At 59.3% G+C, this 19,373-nt stretch carries 18 protein-coding genes; 14 read left to right on the forward strand and 4 right to left on the reverse strand.

Annotation, left to right across the window (positions count from 1 at the left end; genetic code table 11):
* The first annotated feature begins 121 nt into the window (after nt 1–121).
* From ACVHNU_RS11500 to ACVHNU_RS11540, 9 genes are all read left to right on the forward strand, one after another.
* A complete protein-coding gene (locus ACVHNU_RS11500; RefSeq protein ID WP_473019775.1) occupies nt 122–1,756 on the forward strand; it encodes a methyl-accepting chemotaxis protein in 1,635 nt (544 codons plus the stop codon).
* Between the two features lie 148 nt (nt 1,757–1,904).
* On the forward strand, nt 1,905–2,468 hold the full coding sequence (gene pnuC / locus ACVHNU_RS11505; RefSeq protein ID WP_473019776.1) for a nicotinamide riboside transporter PnuC: 564 nt from the start codon (nt 1,905–1,907) through the stop codon (nt 2,466–2,468).
* Nucleotides 2,465–2,989, forward strand: a complete 525-nt coding sequence (locus ACVHNU_RS11510; RefSeq protein WP_473019777.1) for an AAA family ATPase — start codon at nt 2,465–2,467, stop codon at nt 2,987–2,989. Before pnuC ends, ACVHNU_RS11510 begins: the two co-directional genes overlap by 4 nt.
* Before the next feature lie 334 nt (nt 2,990–3,323).
* Complete coding sequence (locus ACVHNU_RS11515; protein ID WP_003225361.1) at nt 3,324–3,782, forward strand: hypothetical protein; 459 nt, start codon at nt 3,324–3,326, stop codon at nt 3,780–3,782.
* A complete protein-coding gene (locus tag ACVHNU_RS11520) occupies nt 3,779–4,357 on the forward strand; it encodes a hypothetical protein (RefSeq protein WP_003225363.1) in 579 nt (192 codons plus the stop codon). The genes ACVHNU_RS11515 and ACVHNU_RS11520 overlap by 4 nt, the downstream gene beginning before the upstream one ends.
* Before the next feature lie 60 nt (nt 4,358–4,417).
* On the forward strand, nt 4,418–5,383 hold the full coding sequence (locus tag ACVHNU_RS11525) for a heme utilization protein (protein WP_473019778.1): 966 nt from the start codon (nt 4,418–4,420) through the stop codon (nt 5,381–5,383).
* 64 nt (nt 5,384–5,447) lie between these two features.
* Nucleotides 5,448–6,128 (forward strand): C39 family peptidase, encoded by a 681-nt coding sequence (locus ACVHNU_RS11530; RefSeq protein WP_003225366.1) that lies wholly within the window; start codon nt 5,448–5,450, stop codon nt 6,126–6,128.
* A 44-nt stretch (nt 6,129–6,172) separates the two neighbouring features.
* Nucleotides 6,173–6,922, forward strand: coding sequence for a hypothetical protein (locus ACVHNU_RS11535; protein ID WP_473019779.1), 750 nt, complete (start codon nt 6,173–6,175; stop codon nt 6,920–6,922).
* A 45-nt stretch (nt 6,923–6,967) separates the two neighbouring features.
* The gene (locus tag ACVHNU_RS11540; protein ID WP_262141103.1) at nt 6,968–8,281 is read left to right on the forward strand and encodes a coiled-coil domain-containing protein; all 1,314 of its coding nucleotides are present in this window, start codon (nt 6,968–6,970) and stop codon (nt 8,279–8,281) included.
* 83 nt (nt 8,282–8,364) lie between these two features.
* On the opposite strand, the gene ACVHNU_RS11545 is transcribed toward ACVHNU_RS11540, so the two are convergent.
* Nucleotides 8,365–9,690, reverse strand: coding sequence for a sigma-54 dependent transcriptional regulator (locus tag ACVHNU_RS11545; protein WP_003225372.1), 1,326 nt, complete (start codon nt 9,688–9,690; stop codon nt 8,365–8,367).
* A gap of 345 nt (nt 9,691–10,035) precedes the next feature.
* On the opposite strand from ACVHNU_RS11545, the gene ACVHNU_RS11550 reads away from it, so the two are divergent.
* From ACVHNU_RS11550 to nhaB, 3 genes are all read left to right on the forward strand, one after another.
* A complete protein-coding gene (locus tag ACVHNU_RS11550; RefSeq protein WP_003225374.1) occupies nt 10,036–10,302 on the forward strand; it encodes a hypothetical protein in 267 nt (88 codons plus the stop codon).
* 280 nt (nt 10,303–10,582) lie between these two features.
* The gene (locus ACVHNU_RS11555) at nt 10,583–11,869 is read left to right on the forward strand and encodes an NHL repeat-containing protein (protein WP_003225376.1); all 1,287 of its coding nucleotides are present in this window, start codon (nt 10,583–10,585) and stop codon (nt 11,867–11,869) included.
* A 68-nt stretch (nt 11,870–11,937) separates the two neighbouring features.
* Nucleotides 11,938–13,440: a sodium/proton antiporter NhaB gene (gene nhaB / locus ACVHNU_RS11560; protein WP_473019780.1), complete on the forward strand. Its 1,503-nt coding sequence runs from the start codon at nt 11,938–11,940 to the stop codon at nt 13,438–13,440.
* Nucleotides 13,441–13,564: 124 nt separating this feature from the next.
* On the opposite strand, the gene ACVHNU_RS11565 is transcribed toward nhaB, so the two are convergent.
* The 3 genes from ACVHNU_RS11565 to gnd are packed head-to-tail and all read right to left on the reverse strand — an operon-like array spanning nt 13,565 to nt 16,895.
* Nucleotides 13,565–14,374 (reverse strand): HAD family hydrolase, encoded by an 810-nt coding sequence (locus ACVHNU_RS11565; RefSeq protein WP_473019781.1) that lies wholly within the window; start codon nt 14,372–14,374, stop codon nt 13,565–13,567.
* The gene (zwf, locus tag ACVHNU_RS11570; protein WP_003225382.1) at nt 14,371–15,894 is read right to left on the reverse strand and encodes a glucose-6-phosphate dehydrogenase; all 1,524 of its coding nucleotides are present in this window, start codon (nt 15,892–15,894) and stop codon (nt 14,371–14,373) included. The genes ACVHNU_RS11565 and zwf overlap by 4 nt, the downstream gene beginning before the upstream one ends.
* Nucleotides 15,891–16,895: a phosphogluconate dehydrogenase (NAD(+)-dependent, decarboxylating) gene (gnd, locus tag ACVHNU_RS11575; protein ID WP_473020065.1), complete on the reverse strand. Its 1,005-nt coding sequence runs from the start codon at nt 16,893–16,895 to the stop codon at nt 15,891–15,893. Before gnd ends, zwf begins: the two co-directional genes overlap by 4 nt.
* Nucleotides 16,896–17,146: 251 nt before the next feature.
* Here gnd and ACVHNU_RS11580 point away from each other — a divergent pair, with 251 nt between their 5' ends.
* Both ACVHNU_RS11580 and ACVHNU_RS11585 read left to right on the forward strand, forming a co-directional pair.
* Nucleotides 17,147–17,329, forward strand: a complete 183-nt coding sequence (locus tag ACVHNU_RS11580) for a DUF6026 family protein (protein WP_003225385.1) — start codon at nt 17,147–17,149, stop codon at nt 17,327–17,329.
* A gap of 200 nt (nt 17,330–17,529) precedes the next feature.
* On the forward strand, nt 17,530–19,278 hold the full coding sequence (locus tag ACVHNU_RS11585) for a phosphoethanolamine transferase CptA (protein WP_473019782.1): 1,749 nt from the start codon (nt 17,530–17,532) through the stop codon (nt 19,276–19,278).
* Nucleotides 19,279–19,373: the final 95 nt, after the last annotated feature.

The following is a 19,373-nucleotide window of genomic DNA, read 5'->3' on the forward strand; positions in this document are numbered from 1 at the left end:
AGACAAGCCTTAATAGTGCTGCGGCGTTATTCGACTTGGGTCGCGTATGCCCGATCACCCAAACGTGGTTGGATGCTGGCGTTGATTTATTACAAGAAAAAGAAATCGGAGTGACAGCGTTATGAACAGCTTGCGCAGTGTGTCGATCAGCCGACGCTTGTGGCTCATTTTGATTGTGGCAGTGGTCATGTTGTTGACCTTGGGCGTGTTGATGCTCAAGCAGATCCACGACGACCTGTATCACGCCAAGGCGCAGAAAACCCAGCATGTGGTGCAGACCGCCAGCGGCCTGCTGACCTACTACCACGACCTCGAAACCGCCGGCACCCTCACCCGCGACGCCGCACAGAAACAGGCGCTGACCGCCATTCGCGGTCTGCGCTACGACCAGAGCGACTACTTTTGGATCAACGACCTCACGCCTGTGATGGTCATGCACCCGACCAACCCCAAGCTCGAAGGCCAGAACCTCTCGGCGATCCGTGATCCGGACGGTTTCGCGGTGTTCAACGAAATGGTCGCAATCGCCAAAAGCAAGGGCGCCGGCATGGTCGATTACCGTTGGCCCAAGCCCGGCGCCAGCGAGCCGGTGGCGAAAACCTCTTACGTCAAACTGTTCGAGCCATGGGGCTGGGTGCTCGGCTCCGGCGTTTACATCGACGATGTGCAGGGCGAGTTCCAGGGTCAGGTGATCAAGGCTTCGGTGATAGGCCTGGTGATCGCCGTGATCATGGCCCTGCTGGTGATTTTGATTGCCCGCAGCATCGTGCGTCCGCTGCAGGAAACCGTGAACGCCATGGCCAACATCGCCAGCGGTGAAAGCGACCTGACTCGCAGTCTCGACACCCACGGCCAGGACGAAGTGACGCAACTGGCTCATCACTTCAACGCCTTTACCGCCAAGTTGCGCCGGGTGATAGGCGATTTGCAGATCTCGGCCAGTGCGCTGGGCCAGTCCTCAAGTGAACTGGGCAACGATGCCACCCAGGCCCAGCAACGCAGCCAGCAGCAATCGCAGCAGATGGAACTGGTGGCGACGGCGATCAACGAAGTCACCTACGGCGTGCAGGACGTAGCGAAGAATGCCGAACATGCGGCCGCTGAAATGCGCGATGCCGAAGCCCAGGCACAACAGGGCCAGATCAACATCGACGGCAGTCTGCAACAGATCGATAAACTGTCGGGGACCATTGATCAGGCGGTCGAGGTGATTCGCACCCTGGCGGCGGAAAGTACGCAGATCGGCAGTGTGCTGGAGGTGATCCGCTCGATTGCCGAGCAAACCAACCTGCTGGCACTCAACGCGGCCATCGAAGCGGCCCGCGCCGGCGAACAGGGCCGTGGTTTCGCGGTGGTGGCCGATGAAGTTCGGTTGTTGGCGCAGCGCACGCAAAAATCGACGGCGGAAATCCAGACCATGATCGAACGCCTGCAGAATCATTCCGAAGCGGCGGTGAAGGTCATTGGTGACAGCAGCAAGGCCTCGCAACTGACCATCGAACAGGCCGGCCTCGCCGGCGCCAGCCTCAACGCCATCGGCCAGGCGCTGCGCAATCTCAATGGCCTGAACGCCTCGATTGCCAGCGCCACACTGCAACAGGCGCATGTGGTCGAAGACATCAATCAGAACGTCACGCAAGCAGCCGGGCTGTCCCACAGCACAGCGCTGGCGGCGGAACAGTCGAGCGCGGCGAGCGTGAAGCTTGGGCAATTGAGCGAGCAGTTGAATCAGCTTCTGCGGCAATTCCGCGTCTAACAGCGCTCCCCTGTAGGAGTGAGCCTGCTCGCGATAGCGTCGTATCAGTCAACCAAGAGTGGCTGACCCACCGCCATCGCGAGCAGGCTCACTCCTACAGATTTTTGGGTACAATCCGCTCCCTCCTCAATTCCCCCAAGGAACCCCCATGTCCGGGCTTGAACTGTTTGCCGCCGCCCTCGGTGTGATCGCCGTCTGGCTGACGGTCAAACAGAATCCATGGTGCTGGCCGATCGGCCTGATCATGGTGTTGCTGTACAGCTGGATCTTCTATGACGTGAAGCTGTACTCGGACATGTTGCTGCAAGTGATCTACGCCGCGCTGCAAGTCTACGGCTGGTGGCAATGGACCCGCGCCGGGACGATGCATGACGGACGCGATGTCACCCGTTTGGACCGGCGCTCGATCCTGCTCGGCCTGAGTGTCGGAGCGCTCGGCAGTCTGCTGCTCGGCGCAGCCATGGCACACTGGACCGATGCGGCGCAGCCGTGGCTCGACGCCGCGCTGACGGCGTTCAGCCTAGTCGCACAACTCTGGATGGCGCAGAAACGCTTGCAATGCTGGGCGCTGTGGTTCGTGCTGGACGTGATTTTCGTCGGTCTGTTTCTTTACAAGGGTCTTTACCTCACTGCGGCGCTCTACGCCCTGTTCACCTTGATTGCCGTGCAAGGTTGGCGTGAGTGGCGCGCCGATCCGGCGTTGCAGCGATGAAAGTCGTTGTACTGACCGGCCCGGAATCCACGGGCAAGAGTTGGCTGGCGGCAGGCCTGCAGGAACACTTTGGTGGCCTGCGGGTGGATGAATACGTGCGCTGGTTCATCGAGCAGAATCCGCGCGACACCTGCCTGAATGACATCCCCGACATCGCCCGAGGGCAGTTGCAATGGGAGGATCAGGCACGGGCGCAGCAACCGGAACTGCTGATTCTCGACACCCACCTGCTGAGCAACATCCTCTGGAGCCAGACGCTGTTCGGCGACTGCCCGCACTGGCTCGAGTCCGAGCTGCTGGCGCGGCATTACGACCTGCACCTGCTGTTGTCGCCGGAACAGATCGACTGGACCAACGACGGCCAACGCTGCCAGCCGCAACTCAGTGAACGCATGGCGTTCTTTCAAGCCACCCGCGACTGGCTGGAACAACACCGGCAACCGCTGCAAATCATTCAGGGCAACTGGGATGAACGTCGGTCTCAGGCCTTGGATGCAGTGAGGCGTTTGTTGGCTGCTTGACCGTCAAAGGGCTCCTTTCGGGGCTCAAGTGTCCATTCCTGAAACACCCATCCCCGCGCAAAGCAGCCATTTCAATGGCCTTCATCGTTCTGTCAGGACATCTGTTACTGCCGTGAAACACCTCAGCGCAAACCCTTGTTCCAGAGCTTCGCACCGCCCCTGACCCCGCACGCGCCTGCACGACTGTTTCAGCGCTGAGACAGATTATGTAACAGCGCTGCACGGCTCGGCACTAACCCATTGAAAGTCAAGAACAACTCAAAAGCGGCACAGCTTTCGCTCTCTCCTTCACAACGCTGACAAGAGCCAGCCCACTAAAGAAGGAATTGCCGCCGTGGGGAATATCAATAAAGGCTTGACCTGCCTCTTGCTGATCGGATCTGCAGCCAGCTCTCTGATCAGTTTCACCGCCCACGCCGATGGCAACGGCGTGATCGTTCTCAATCGGGAAGTTCAACCCATACCGATTGGCCGCAATGGCGGCAAAGACCCCTACCCGACCACAGTCAACGCCAACCCGTCAGTGACCGTCAACGCAGCCACTGCGCATGCCGAACTGAGCGATAACGAATTCGCCGGCATCGCCAGCGGTTCTTCGATTGCCAACTCGGTGAACAACGCGTTCGGCGGCTCCGCCGTCAACACACTCAATGGCATCAACAACGGTATGCCGGGTGCGGGTGGTGGAAGCGGCAACGGTGGAGGCATGGGCTCATCCATTTCCAACACCGTGAACCGCGCCGTCAGTAATGGCCTGGCCCCACTGGGCGCTCTCGGCGGAGCCATGAAATGAACCGCTCCCTGATCTTCCTTGCCCTGCTGGCCAGTACCAGCGCCATGGCCGACTCCAGTGTGCCGGTGCAGAACAGCGCCAACATCCAGGATTCCGGTGCCCAATACAACGGCAACTTCGGCGTCAACCAGGCGGCTGGCGACCAATCGCAACAGGCCAACGTCCGGGCCATTGCCAACGGCCCCAGCGCCTCGGCGACGACCACCATCAACCAGAACATCAACACGGCCAGCGATCCGCGGATGAACGCGACAGCCACCATTGGCGGCAACTCTTTCAGTAACGGCAGTGGCGTACTGGGCGTGAACCAGTCGGCCGGCGCCGGCAACCAGATGGCCAACGTGGTGCGGATCAGCACCAGTACCGGGCCGCAAAGTATCGACGACAGCGTGCTTTCCCAACAGAACGTGACGCCGTCAATCAGCTCAGGAGCAACTGACACTTCGAAAGGCAGCCGCCAGGTCATTACCAGCGACCAGGCCTTCACCGGCAGCCGGGGAGTGATTCAGGTGAACCAGAGTGCCGGGGTGGGGAATCAGGTTTCAAACACCCTGAGCATCCGGGTCGCTAACTGACCCAATTGCAGTGCAAGAAAGTACCAACACTTAACCAACACATGAGCAAGGGGAAACAAAATGAAATCTACAATGGCCCTCAAACCACTGGTTTTCGCTCTGGCAGCAGTGATGGCAATGGCAGCACAAGCAGGCGGCGGCAATGAAGGCGGTCACGGCCACAACCCTCCTCCACCAAAAGGCCCGACTCTGGAACAACTGCTGCAGATCGGTGCAGGCGCCAGCGCCGTTTCGGTGGATACCCAAAACAGCGACACCAACGTTGTGAACAACGAAGGCACCCAGAACAATTCGTCGATGTCCAATGCGATGAACAGTTCCAGCGGCAACATCAACGGTAACTCGGCGGCCGGTGACGGCAACCAGCAAGCCAACCTGGCAGCGATCGCTTCGTCCGACGAAAGCTTCATCTTCGGCACCTCGACCGCCGCCGCCAGCGCGGCCCAATACAACAACAATAACTATGTAAACAACCAGTCGACCGTCAACTCGTCGACCCTCAACAATGTCGCCAACAGCAGCTCGGGTAACATCAACGCCAACTCCGCTGCCGGCAACTTCAACCAACAGAAAAACGACCTGGCAATCGCTTCGTCGGGTGGCCGTGTAGCCCAGGCTGCCTCTGCAGCTAGCCAGTCCTCGACCAACCTGGTTGTTGAAAACCAAGGCGTGCAGACCTACTCCAAAGACACCCTCAAAGGCACCTTCAGCGCAACCGGTGGCTTCGTGGCAGCCGGCGTGGCAAAAACCGAAGGCGACGATCATGGTGGCCACGGCAGCTGGGGCGACAAAGGCGGCAAAGGTGGCAGCAGCACTTCTGGCTTCGTAGCAGTAGGCGAACTGGCACTGGCCGGCACCACCACCCAACAAGTGCTGGTTCCAACCGGCTGGACTGCACCGGTGTACAACACCTCCAATGTTGCCAACGTAGCGAACGGCTCGTCCGGCAACGTCGGCTTCAACAGTGCGGCAGGCGTTGGCAACATGCAGGTCAACGCAACTTCCATCTCGTCGGCCGGCCATTAATCGCGACCGTCTGCAAAAGCCCCGGCAACGGGGCTTTTCCACACTCCGACAAGGCGTATCGATCATGCGTATGACTGCCCTCACCGTCCTGCTGTGCCTGTGCGGCGCCACGCAAGCTGCACAGATGCCCGTAGCCGCCCTTCCTGGCGGCATCCTGGTCTACAAGCAGGTACAAAGTATTCGTGAGCGAAAGTTCAGCGACATTGTCGAGCAAAAAACCGATTTCAGTTGCGGCGCCGCCGCACTGGCAACCGTGTTGCGCCAGGCTTATTGGCTCGACGTCGATGAGGATCACATCATAAAAGGCATGCTGGTCAACGCAGACCAGGATCTTGTGCGTACACAGGGTTTCTCCATGCTGGACATGAAACGCTACATAGAAAGCATCGGCATGCGCGCCAGGGGCTACAAGATTCCGCCTGAAAAGCTTGATGCAGTTTCGATACCGGTCGTAGTCCTGATGGACATCCGCGGCTACAAACACTTCGTCGTATTGCAGCGGGCAGACAAGGACTGGGTGTACATCGGCGATCCCGTACTGGGCCACAAACGCTACAGCCACGCTGACTTCGTCAACGGCTGGAACGGCATCGTATTTGCCATCGTAGGCCCCGGTTACGACAAAGCCAACGTATTACGCGACCCTCCGGCACCACTGACAGCAAAGAACAAACTCGATGAGTTCGCCCCTGTCAGAGACGCCGAACTGATGGAATTCGGTTTCATTCAGAGCGACTTCTTTTAGCGTCCAATAATGATAAGAGGGGCAGGATGCTCCGGGAGCAGCAGATGAAAGCCTCATACTGGCTGGCGGCCGCTTGCCTGGCGGCAAGTACGTCAAGCTTTGCCAATGAAGTATTCAAACCGATAGAAGTCAACGACCAGGAACTCAGCCAGCTACGCGGTCGTTTTGTCATGCCGGGGCGCATCATCAGCTTCGGCGTCGTCATGAGCAGTACCTGGCGCAACGCCAGTGGCGACCTGATAGGGGCAACCAGCTCGATGCAGATTCAGGCCTCCACCGTAAAACCCCAATTCTATGTCTCCACCATCAGCCAGCTCGGCAACGGTTCCACGAACAATACCCAAGGCACCGGCAACGTGATTGGCGGCGCAGGACTGAGCAATACGCAAGGCGTGACGCAAAGCGTACGCGCCGCTGGCGACAGCAACAGTGCCAACAACAACGTCGCGATCAACGTGACGCAATCGACTACCGCACCGACCATGGCTCCGGCCTCCGGTCAGGCCCTGATGAGTGGCCAGACCATCGGCGCCAGCAACGCCGCCGGCAGCGTCGCCGTATCGGCCATCAGCGGCGGCGTGCAGATGGCCATCCAGGCCAGCAACAACCAGGGTTCGGCACTGCAACAAGTGGCTCAGGCCGGCTTGCTGCAAAACACCACCCTGCTGGGTAACAGCAATCTGGTCAACAACCAGACCCTGCTCAATGTCGTGATCAACAACAACCTGAATCCGGCCGCGAGCGCCGCGCAGAATCTTAATCAACTCAAGGGACTACGCAATGCAGGATATTGAACTACGCTGATTTTCGATCATTGGGCTTAAAGGGACGGCTTTTTCATGTATCGATCGGCATCACTGCGCGCAGTCGTATGTTTGAGCACACTTTTTCCGGCCGCAGCGTTACAGGCTGCGACGGATCCGGATGTTGAAACACTCAAGCAGGAGCTCCTTGAGCTTAAACAGCGATACGAGACGCAGCAAAAGGCATTGGCGGTACTTGAGCAGCGGGTTCGGCAGGTTGAAGACCAGCCTGCGACCCCGCAGCCCAAGCGTCTGGTCAAATCCCCTGCAGAGCTGAGAAAGAGCAATCAATCGGTCGCTGCGACCGGTACGGGTGCAGCCGCAGCGTCGGGGGGCGCGGCGGGAGGAAGTGGTGCGTCCTACGGACAGTCGCTGGCAGACGATTCGCAACCGGCGCAAAGTGTGACCAACCTGTATGACGAGGCCAGCGGCTTCTTCGGCGGCGGCAAGTTCAGTTTCGAGACCGGTCTGACGTATTCCCACTACGACACTCGCCAACTGACACTCAACGGCTTCCTCGCACTGGACTCGATCTTTCTGGGCAACATCAACCTGGACCGGATCAAGGCTGACACCTACACGCTGGATCTCACTGGCCGCTACAACTACAACAACCGCTGGCAGTTCGACCTGAACGTGCCCGTGGTCTATCGCGCCTCGACTTACCAGTCCGGTGGTGGCAACAACGGCGGTGCGAACGTCACAACCCAGGGCGACGTTGATCAGGATCCGACGATTGGCGACATCAACGCCGGGATTGCCTACAAGTTCCTCGACGAATCGGCCAACCTGCCGGACGCGGTATTCACCTTGCGCGTCAAGGCCCCAACCGGCAAGGATCCGTTTGGCATCAAGCTGATCCAGTCGCAAAGCAACACCAATCTCTATGTACCTGAAAGCCTGCCGACCGGTAACGGCGTCTGGTCGGTTACGCCGGGTATCTCGCTGGTCAAGACCTTCGACCCGGCAGTGCTGTTCGGCACCCTCTCCTACACCCACAACCTGGAGGAGTCGTTCAGCGATATCAGCTCGACGGTCAATCAGAAAACCCCGGGCAAGGTCAGGATCGGCGACAGTTTCCAGGTCGGCATGGGCGTAGCATTTGCCCTGAACGAGAAGATGAGTATGTCGTTCTCGATGTCTGACCTCGTTCAGCGCCGCAGCAGCCTCAAGCCTGATGGCCAGGACTGGCAGTCAGTGATTTCCAGTGATGCCAACGCCGGTTACTTCAACATCGGCATGACCATCGCCGCCACGCCTAACCTGACGATTGTGCCCAACCTGTCACTGGGGATGACTCCGGATGCGCCGGACTTCACCTTCAGCCTGAAATTCCCGTACTACTTCTAAAGCAAAAGATCGCAGCCTGCGGCAGCTCCACGGATTCCCCATCCAGGAGCTGCACAGGCTGCGATCTTTTTGAGCTTTGGTCTCTAGCGAATCTGATGCTTGTGCAGCAGGCGATAAAACGTCGGCCGCGACACGCCCAGCACCTTCGCCGCGACACTGAGGTTGTCGCTGTGCCGGTTCAATACATCGCACAGCGCCTGGCGTTCGGCGCGGGTCTTGTAGTCTTCCAGCGTTCCCATCGGCGCCGAAATCGAGTGCTGACTGAGTAATCCCAGATCCCGTGCTTCGATCTGCCTTCCTTCCGCCAGCACCAGACCACGTCGCACGCGGTTGGCCAGTTCCCGCACGTTGCCTGGCCAATCGTGTTTGCCCATGGCGATCAACGCATCCTCACTGAAGCTGCGCGGACGGCGCCCGGTCTCGTGGCTGTAAAAGTGAGAAAAATGGTTGGCCAGCATCGACAGATCACCGTGGCGTTCGCGCAATGGCGCGGTCACCACTTGCAGCACATTGAGGCGGTAATAGAGGTCTTCGCGAAAACGCTTTTTCTCGATGGCCGCTTCCAGGTCAACGTGGGTGGCCGCCAGCACACGAACATCGACCGGGATCGGCTGACTGCCGCCGACGCGCTCGATGTGTTTTTCCTGGAGAAAACGCAACAGGTTGGCCTGCAATTCAAGTGGCAGATCGCCGATTTCATCGAGAAACAGCGTGCCACCATTGGCGGCCTCGATGCGCCCGACCTTGCGCTGATGCGCACCGGTAAAGGCACCTTTCTCGTGGCCAAACAGTTCGGACTGAATCAAATGTTCGGGAATCGCCCCGCAATTGATCGCCACAAACGGCTTGCTGTGGCGTTGGGACTGGCGGTGCAGCGTGCGTGCGACCAGTTCTTTACCGGTGCCGCTTTCGCCTCGGATCAATACCGGGGATTCGGTCGGCGCCAGTTTGCTCAGTAACTTGCGCAGCTCACGGATCGGCTTGCTGTCGCCGAGTAACTCGTGTTCAGGCTGGTCGACGTGAATCGTGCCTTGCCCGCGCAAACGCGCCATGCCGAATGCGCGGCCCAGGGTCACCTGTACGCGTGAGACATCGAACGGCAAGGTATGAAAATCGAAAAACCATTCGCAGACGAAGTCACCGACGTTCTGTAATCGCAGGACTTCCTGATTCAACACCGCGATCCACTCGGTGCCACTGCGACTGATCAGTTCCTTGACCGCTTCGGGGCGTTCGAGGTGAAAAGGTTGCAGTCGCAACAGCCCGACATCACATGTCCGATCGGCGGCATTTTCCAGGGTACAACTGTCAACATCCCAGCCCACCGCGCGCAATCCGGGTAACAGGCGATGGCAGTCGTCACAGGGGTCGACTACCAATAAACGTCGTAACGCTGGCGCTTCGATCATGACTGTTCCTTGGCGCCAAATTTAAGGAAATTATTGTAAAAACAGTCATTTGGCAGACCCGACTGTAACATTAGCAAGAAATTGACAGGGCCTTGTATCGATTGCTTATAGGTATACAAGCTAACGAGTTATAAGAAGCGATTTTATTAGTTAGCTATCGAGTTGCTATCTTTCAGCAAGCTTTCAAAAACGCTCGAAATGTCCGGCCTCAGCAACAAAGTTGAAATTTCTTTAAGTCGTGTGTGACCTGCCACGGGGTTGCGTGCATCAGTACAAGTAACCAGCCGAACGGTAAGCCCAACCGACGGCAGATCATTTGATTGGGCACGACAGAGAGAAGACCCCATGACCGCCCCGCTCCGTATCAACGAAGCTCTTTTGATTGCCAACCACGCGTTCAAACCCTTCCAGTGCGTGGCCTGGGCCCCACAAGACGGCAACGGTGAACTGAACCTGACCGTCATCGATCGCACCAACTCGCATATCGGCCGCCAGCAGATCCCAAGCAGCGCCTACTCCGACCCGGCGCAGCTGGAATTGCTGTTGCAACAGGCCCGTGCTGAATTGAGCAAAGAAGGTTACCTGCTGCAGTCGTGGTCGATGCCGCACTGATCAGAGGGCCATGCGGATGACATTCAGGTCATCCGCTTTGTGTTTCGTTAGTTACAAACTGCTGTTTATCTCCAGTACTTTTGTACAACTTTCCTTCAAGCGTCAGGCGCCACTGCTTGGCAGGCTTTCATTTGGTTCAAAAAGACACTGTTATGGCACAGTGCGACCCTCCACCTGTTAGTTCTGTCAGTTGAACTTGCGTGTATTCAGGGATTGAATGTTCCGCTCATGCAGTTACCCGCCCGATTCGGGCCTGGTCAACTTGCAAGGAGAAGCATGCATGTCCTCCGAGAACGCCTTTGCGCGCCCGGCACTACTCAATACCTGCGGACAACTGGACAAACAATTTGCCAACACTGGCGTTGCCCAAGTCTATTTCGCCGGCAGTGTTTCCAGCATGACCCAGGATGTTGCGCTGGACCGACAGGGACGCGTGTTGGTCGCCGCCAAGATCGGCACTGCCCAAGGCAGTCGTTTTGGTCTGGCGCGAATACTCGCTGACGGTTCGGCCGACCTCGCGTTTGGACAGCAAGGCAGTGTGATCGGTGAATTTGAACGCGGTTTTGAAGCCACGGGTGGCAAGGTCCAGGTGCTGCCCGACGGGCGAATCCTGCTGGCCGGGCTGCATTATCAAAACACCCATCGCACCCTGCCCGCCCTTGCCCTGTTCAGCGCCGACGGAATTCCCGACCCGGGTTTTGGCGAAAATGGCTGCAAAGTAGTGCGCCTGCCCGGAGACCTGTCCATCGGTTCCCGCGATACCTGGCTACCGCCCGGTGTGCCAGGCGCCGAAGCCTGCGACATCGCCGTGCAAGACGACGGGCACATTCTGCTGATCGCCAATCACCACTTCGAACTTGCCGACCATGCCGGCATGCTGATCCGCCTGATGCCAGACGGCGAGCTCGATACAAGCTTCAATGGCCGCGGCTTCGTGATGATCCGCCATCTGCTGCTCAACACCTGGCTCAGCAGCCTTGTATTGCAGGAAGATGGGCGGATCCTCGTCGCTGGCTCAATTGACTTCCCCCAAGAGGGGCTGGTCGCGCGCTATTTGCCTGACGGGCGCCTTGATGAACGTTTCGCGGTGGATGGTTTCCTCGCCTTCAAGGCCCACGGCCAAAGCGCGATGGTCAGTCAGGTCATCGAGTCGCAGGAGCATCTGCACTGCTTTGGCAGCAGTCGTGATCCGATCCGCTGCCTGGCGCTGAGCCTTCACCGCAATGGTCGTCCGGAATTGCGCAACAACTCAGGCCTCCCGCATCTGCTGGAAATCGGTCCCAGCGGTTGCCAGTGGAGCGCAGCCCAATGCATGGCTGATGGCCGAATCATCGCGGTGGGTGCAACGATTGGCGGGATCGAAGCGGATTTCATCGTGGCGCGCTATCTGCTCGACGGACGACTCGACGCGCAGTTCGGCAACGGCGGCTGGCTACGCACGCGTCTGGGGCACAGCCTGGACACCGCCAATTCACTCGCCGTGCAGGTAGACGGGCGCATCCTGGTTGGCGGCTATTCACTGGACGGCAACTACCGCGCCATGGTCGCGCGCTATCTGAATCAATAACTCCCGCGGACTTGAACTTGCCAGACACTTGCGGCAACTTGCGCGCTTCTTAATACAAGGAGCAACCGATGTCCGGTTCACTGGCCCAGGCGTTCGCGCACAATTTCCTCGGGCATTCGCCCCGCTGGTACAAGGCGTGCATCGTCGGGTTCCTGATCCTCAACGCCGTGGTGCTGTTCACTGTCGGCCCGGTCGCCGCCGGCTGGCTGCTGGTGATCGAGTTCATTTTCACCCTGGCCATGGCCCTCAAGTGCTATCCGTTGATGCCCGGCGGGTTGTTGCTGATCGAAGCCCTGCTGCTGAAGATGACCACGCCGCAGGCGCTGTACGATGAGTTGGTGCACAACTTTCCGGTGATCCTGCTGCTGATGTTCATGGTCGCAGGCATCTACTTCATGAAAGACCTGCTGCTGTTTCTGTTCTCGCGCCTGCTGCTCGGCGTGCGCTCCAAGACGCTGCTGGCGCTGATGTTCTGTTTTCTCTCGGCGTTTCTGTCGGCGTTTCTTGATGCGCTGACCGTGACGGCGGTGATCATCAGCGCGGCGGTCGGTTTCTATTCGGTTTACCACCGCGTAGCCTCGGGCAACGATCCGCGCCAGGACAGCGAATTCAGCGACGACCGGCACCTGCCAGCCCTGCACCATGACGATCTCGAACAGTTTCGCGCATTCCTGCGCAGCCTGCTGATGCACGGCGCGGTGGGCACCGCACTCGGCGGGGTCTGTACGTTGGTGGGCGAGCCGCAGAACCTGCTGATCGGCCATGAGATGGGCTGGCACTTCGCAGAGTTCTTCCAGAAGGTCGCGCCGGTGTCGCTGCCGGTACTGGTGGCGGGCCTGCTGACCTGCATGCTGCTGGAAAAATTGCGCTGGTTTGGCTACGGCACCCTGCTGCCGGACAACGTGCGTGCCGTGCTAGCCAATTACGCCGCCGAAGACAACGCCGAACGCACACCGCGCCAGCGTGCCGCCCTGCTGGTGCAAGGCGCTGCTGCGTTGATCCTGATAGGTTGCCTGGCGTTTCATGTCGCCGAGGTCGGCCTGATCGGTCTGATGGTGATCGTGTTGATCACCGCGTTCACTGGCATCACCGACGAGCATCGCCTGGGCAGCGCCTTCAAAGACGCCATGCCGTTCACTGCATTGCTGGTGGTGTTCTTTGCCGTGGTCGCGGTGATTCACGATCAACAGCTGTTTGCCCCGTTGATCCAGTGGGTGCTGGCCCTGCCGGCGGAGCAACAACCGGGCATGCTGTTCATTGCCAACGGCCTGCTCTCGGCGATCAGCGACAACGTGTTCGTCGCCACCATCTACATCACCGAAGTGAAACAGGCTTTCCTGTCCGGGCACATGAGCCGCGAGCATTTCGAGACACTGGCGATCGCGATCAACACCGGCACCAACCTACCGAGCGTGGCGACGCCGAATGGTCAGGCGGCGTTCCTGTTCCTGCTGACCTCGGCGATCGCGCCGCTGGTGCGCCTTTCGTACGGGCGGATGGTGTGGATGGCGTTGCCATACACCGTGGTGATGGGGTTGCTGGGGTGGTATGCGGTGAGTTACTGGCTCTGACAACACGCGATTAAAACTGTGGGAGCGGGCTTGCTCGCGAAGACGGAGTATCAGGCACTTGATGTGTTGACTGACACACCGCATTCGCGAGCAAGCCCGCTCCCACAGTTTGTTTCCGGGTGAATCAGCGACCGAGGATGTACTTCTCGATCGCCTGCGCCACGCCATCGTCGGTGTTTGGCGCGGTCACTGCATCGGCCTGCCGTCGCACCGCTTCTTCCGCCTGCCCCATGGCGATCGAGAACCCGGCACGATGGAACATCGCCGGGTCATTACCGCCATCGCCAATCGCGGCGGTGTGCTCCAGCGGCACGTTCAGGTACTCGGCAATCGTCGACAGCGCGGTACCCTTGTTAGCCTCCAGCGCCGTGACGTCCAGATACACCGGTTGCGAACGTGAAACCTGCGCCTGTCCCTCAACCTTGGTCAACAAACGGGCTTCCAGTTCAATCAGCAGATCCGTGTTCTGACTGGTGGCGACGATCTTGTCGATCCTTTGCAAATATGGCTCGAAACTCTCCACCACCACCGGCGGATAGCCAAGACCGTGCTGTTCACGCGGCACCATTGGCCCGTTGGGGTCTTTGAGCAGCCAGTCACCGCCACTGAACACCCAGATTTCCACACCTGGCTGATCGATGAACGTCGCCAAAGCCGTCAGCGCCACCGTTACCGGCAGATAGTGCGCAGCCAGCAGCGTGCCGTCAGGCTTGACGATGGTGCCGCCGTTGAACGCCGCTGTCGGCACGTCGATACCCAAGGCTTCGATCTGCTGCAACATGGCTTTGGGCGGGCGCCCGGTGGCCAGGCTGAAGAACACGCCCGCCTCGCGCAACGAGCGAACCGCGTCGAGGGTGCGCTGGCTCAGGCTGTGATCGGGCTGCAACAGTGTGCCGTCCATGTCACTCAGTAAAAAACGGATCGAGTTACTCATCCCAGACCATGCCAGACGCGACCATCGCGAGTCAGCAGATCATTGGCGGCTTGTGGGCCATCTTCACCGGCAGCGTAGCTCTGCACGCTGGAATCCTGCTGCCAGGCATCGAGGAACGGTTGCACCGCACGCCAGCCGTTCTCGATGTTGTCGGCACGCTGGAACAGCGTCTGATCGCCGGTCAGGCAGTCATAGATCAGCGTTTCGTAGCCGGTGGACGGCTGCATCTCGAAGAAGTCCTTGTACGCGAACCCCAGCTCGATGTTGGCCATGTTCAACGCCGGTCCCGGCCGTTTGGCCAGCAGGTCGAACCACATGCCCTCATTGGGCTGGATCTGGATACGCAGATAGGTTGGCTGCAGCTCGTCCACCTCGGTGTCACGGAACTGCGCGTACGGCGCCGGTTTGAAGCAGATGACGATCTCGGTGTCGCGTACGCTCATGCGCTTGCCGGTGCGCAAATAGAATGGCACACCGACCCAACGCCAATTGTCGATCATGACTTTCAGCGCGACGTAGGTTTCGGTGCTGCTGTCGGGCGAAACGTTCGGCTCCTGACGGTAACCGTTCAACGCTTTGCCATCGACTTCACCGGCGCTGTATTGACCGCGTACCGAATTGGCTCGCGCCTCCTCGACCGTCCAGGGGCGGATCGCGCCGACCACTTTGGCCTTCTCGCCACGCACGGCGTCAGCGCCGAACGCGGCCGGTGGTTCCATGGCGACCATCGCCAGCAACTGGAACAGGTGATTGGGCACCATGTCCCGCAACGCGCCGGTGTGTTCGTAAAAACTGCCACGGGTTTCAACACCGACGGTTTCCGCTGCGGTGATCTGCACGTGGTCGATGTAATGGTTGTTCCAGAAGGCCTCGAACAGGCTGTTGGAGAACCGGCTGACCAGAATGTTCTGCACGGTTTCCTTGCCCAGGTAATGGTCGATCCGATAGATCTGTTTCTCGGACATGACCTTGAGCAGGCAGGCGTTCAATGCTTCGGCAGTTTGCAGATCGGAGCCGAACGGCTTCTCGATTACCACCCTTCTGAACGCCTCGGGGGTTTCCTCAAGCAGTTTGGCCGCGCCGAGACGGCGCACCACTTCACTGAAGAAACGTGGCGCGGTGGCCAAGTAGAACACCGCATTGCCAGTGCCGCTGTCGGCTATTTTCGCCGCCAGCGCTGAATAGGTGCTGTCGTCCAGGAAGTCACCCTGGACGTAGCTGATACCTTTGGCGAGCTTGGCCCACAAGGCCGGATCAAGCATCTGATCGCCCTTGCCGACCTTCGCCGCCACTTCGGTACGGATGAAGTCTTCGAGTTTTTGCGCGAAGGCTTCATCGCTAATGGCGTTGTGGTCAACGCCGACGATCCGCAGGCCATCATTCAGCAGGCCGTCGCGACTCAGGTTGTACAGCGCCGGCATCAGCAAGCGCTTGACCAGGTCACCGTGGGCACCGAACAGAAACAGCGTGGTCGGTGGAGCGGGTTCTGCCTTGGATTTCCTGCGGATCGTATGGGTCATTTTTTCGGTGTCTCCACATGGCCGCCGAAGCCGAAGCGCTGGGCCGAAAGGATCTTGTCGCCAAAGGTGCCCTGACCGCGGGAGCGGTAGCGCGAGAACAACGAGTTCGACAGCACCGGCACCGGCACTGCCTGTTCCATGGCCGCCTCGATGGTCCATTGGCCTTCGCCGCTGTCAGCCACCGAACCGGAGAAACCGTCGAGCTTCGGATCGCTGGCCAGCGCGTCGGCGGTGAGGTCCAGCAGCCAGGACGAAACCACGCTGCCACGACGCCAGACTTCGGCGATGTCGGCAACATTCAGGTCGAAACGCTGGTCTTCCGGCAGGCGCTCGCTGGATTTGGTCTTGAGGATGTCGAAGCCTTCGGCAAACGCGGCCATCATGCCGTACTCGATGCCGTTGTGGATCATCTTCACGAAGTGCCCGGCACCGGCAGGACCGGCGTGAATGTAGCCGTGCTCGGCACGGTGATCATCGGACTTGCGGTCCTTGGTGCGCGGAATCTCGCCCATGCCCGGTGCCAGCGCAGCGAACAGCGGGTCAAGACGGCTGACGGTCTCGGCATCGCCGCCGATCATCATGCAATAGCCGCGCTCCAGGCCCCAGACGCCGCCGGAGGTGCCGACGTCGATGTAGTGCAGGCCTTTCTCGGACAGAGTCTTGGCCCGGCGGATGTCATCCTTATAGTTGGTGTTGCCGCCGTCGATGATGGTGTCACCGGCTTCCAGCAAGTCGCTCAGGGTGTTGATGGTGTCTTCGGTCGGTGCGCCGGCCGGCAGCATGACCCACACGGCGCGTGGCTTGGCCAGGCCTGCCACCAGGGCCGGCAGGTCGGCAACGCCCGTAGCGCCCTCGGAGGCCAGGGTGTCGACAAAAGCGGTATTGCGGTCGTAAACAACGGTGGTGTGACCGTTGAGCATCAGGCGCCGCGCAATATTGCCGCCCATGCGGCCCAGTCCAATAATCCCGAGTTGCATGTGCTGATGCTCCTTACTGCAAATAAATGTGTGTCAAAGGTTATAGCCCAACGTGATCCATGGAGGTTAGTCCAGAGCGTCGGGTGGGAAGTTTCCGGGCATTGTGCCCGATCCAGACTGATAACGTCGGGAAACGTGCCGAAGACACACCGACCATGAAAAATAAAAAAGTTCCATTCACGTGCAAAAGAAATCAAAATTGGCGCCGATAGCAAGTCAGTAGCCCCGACGCGGGGACGATTTGCAGTTGAGACACGCCATTTGCGAGGTGAGCAATGGGCACAGTACACACAGCAATGCCTCCACAAACCCTGTACGTCACGATCCGTCGTGATGAATTGCGCCAGTTGAAAGACGAGCGCGACCAGTTGAAGCAGGAGCTGGCGCAGCTGCGCTCGCTGACTCAGGGCGCCCAGCCCAAACCTCTGCCGGTTGTCCAGCGTAATCCGCACGCCTGACCTGTCTCGCCAGCTTCGGGAACGGCACCTGTCGTTCCCGACATGATGCCCCCCCGCCCCTGATCAGCAACTAACAAAGTTTTCACACTGCCTTGGTGATACTCCGGCCCATTCTGGCCGTGCGTTTGCGCGCGGCTTCCGTTCGTCGGTTTTGATGTAGCGCTCCGACGGTGGTTAGTGACGATGAGCTGGAGTGCTGAATGGCATTGTTCAAACGCAGCAAAACGACTGCGACAGGTTTCGACTGGGCCGGTGTTCTCTGGCTGTTCGCGTTCTTCTGGTATTTCTCGGGAATCACCCAACTGCTGATCCAGCTGACCGGCACCTCCGGTTTCAGCGGTTTCCGTCAAGCCTTCGTGATGAGTGCGCTCTGGCTCGCCCCGATGCTGGCGTTCCCCAAGCGCACCAAACTGCTCGCCGCGTTGATCGGCGTGGTTCTGTGGGCCTGCTCGATGGCCAGCCTGGGTTACTTCTTCATCTATCAGCAGGAATTCTCGCAAAGCGTCATCTTCATCATGTTCGAGTCGAACGTGTCTGAGGCAGGCGAGTACATGACCCAGTACTTCGCGTGGTGGATGATCCCGGCGTTCCTCGCCCATACCGCTTTCGCCTACTTCCTGTGGACGCGCCTGCGCCCGGTTTACATGCCCCGTGGCCGCGCTTTCATTGCCGCGTTGGCGATCCTGATTGCCGTGGTTGGCTACCCGTTGATCAAACAAACCCAGCGCACCGGCAGTTTCGCCGGCGGTTTCGAGAAGTTCGAAGACCGCATCGAGCCAGCCGTGCCTTGGCAGATGGCGGTGGCTTACCACCGCTACCTCGATACGCTGGCCGGCATGGAAGAGATGCTGCACAGCACCAGCAAGGTCCCGCCGCTGCATAACCTCAAGGTTGCAGACGCCGATAAACCTTCGACCCTGGTGCTGGTGATCGGCGAATCGACCAACCGTCAGCGCATGAGCCTTTACGGCTATCCGCGCAAGACCACGCCGGAGCTGGACAAGCTAAAGGATCAGCTCGCGGTGTTCGACAACGTCATCACTCCGCGCCCATACACCATTGAAGCGCTGCAACAGGTCCTGACCTTCGCTGACGAAGAAAACCCGGATCTGTACCTGTCGACGCCTTCGCTGGTCAGCATGATGAAACAGGCCGGCTACAAGACGTTCTGGATCACCAACCAGCAGACCATGACCAAGCGCAACACCATGCTCACGACCTTCTCCGAACAGGCCGACGAGCAGGTGTACCTGAACAACAACCGTAATCAGAACGCCGCGCAGTACGACGGTGACGTGATCGAGCCGTTCAACAAGGCGCTGACTGATCCGGCTCAACGCAAGCTGATCGTCGTGCATCTGCTCGGCACTCACATGAGCTACCAGTACCGCTATCCGCCGACCTTCGACAAGTTCCAGGATCGTACCGGCGTGCCGGCCGGCGTGCGTGATGACCAGGTGCCGACCTACAACAGCTATGACAACGCCGTGCTCTACAACGATTTCGTGGTGTCGAGCCTGATCAAGGACTACGCCAAGTCCGATCCGAACGGTTTCCTGCTGTACCTCTCCGACCACGGTGAAGACGTGTTCGACTCCGCCGGCCACAACACCCTCGGCCGTAACGAGAACAAACCGACCGCGCCGATGTACACCATTCCGTTCATGGCCTGGGCTTCGCCGAAATGGCGCGAGAACCATGACTGGAACTTCGCCGCAGACCTCGGCCGGCCGTACAGCAGCTCGCACCTGATCCACACTTGGGCAGACATGGCCGGCTTGAGTTTCGATGAACTGGACCGCAGCAAGAGCCTGGTCAGCGACAGCTTCAAGCCGCGTCCGCTGATGATCGGCAACCCGTACGAGCGTGAGCAGCGCGCCCTGATCGACTTCAGCCTGATGAAGCCGAAAAAGGTCGAGCCTGCCGCAGCGAATGTCGTGCAGCAGTAACGGCCTGGAAGGCGCCGGTTTCGAGAGATCGCAAGCGGCGCAACGTATAAAGAAAAAGCTCCGTATCGCAAGATACGGAGCTTTTTTTGTTCCGG

Source organism: Pseudomonas sp. Ors-4-3C, assembly GCF_055755035.1.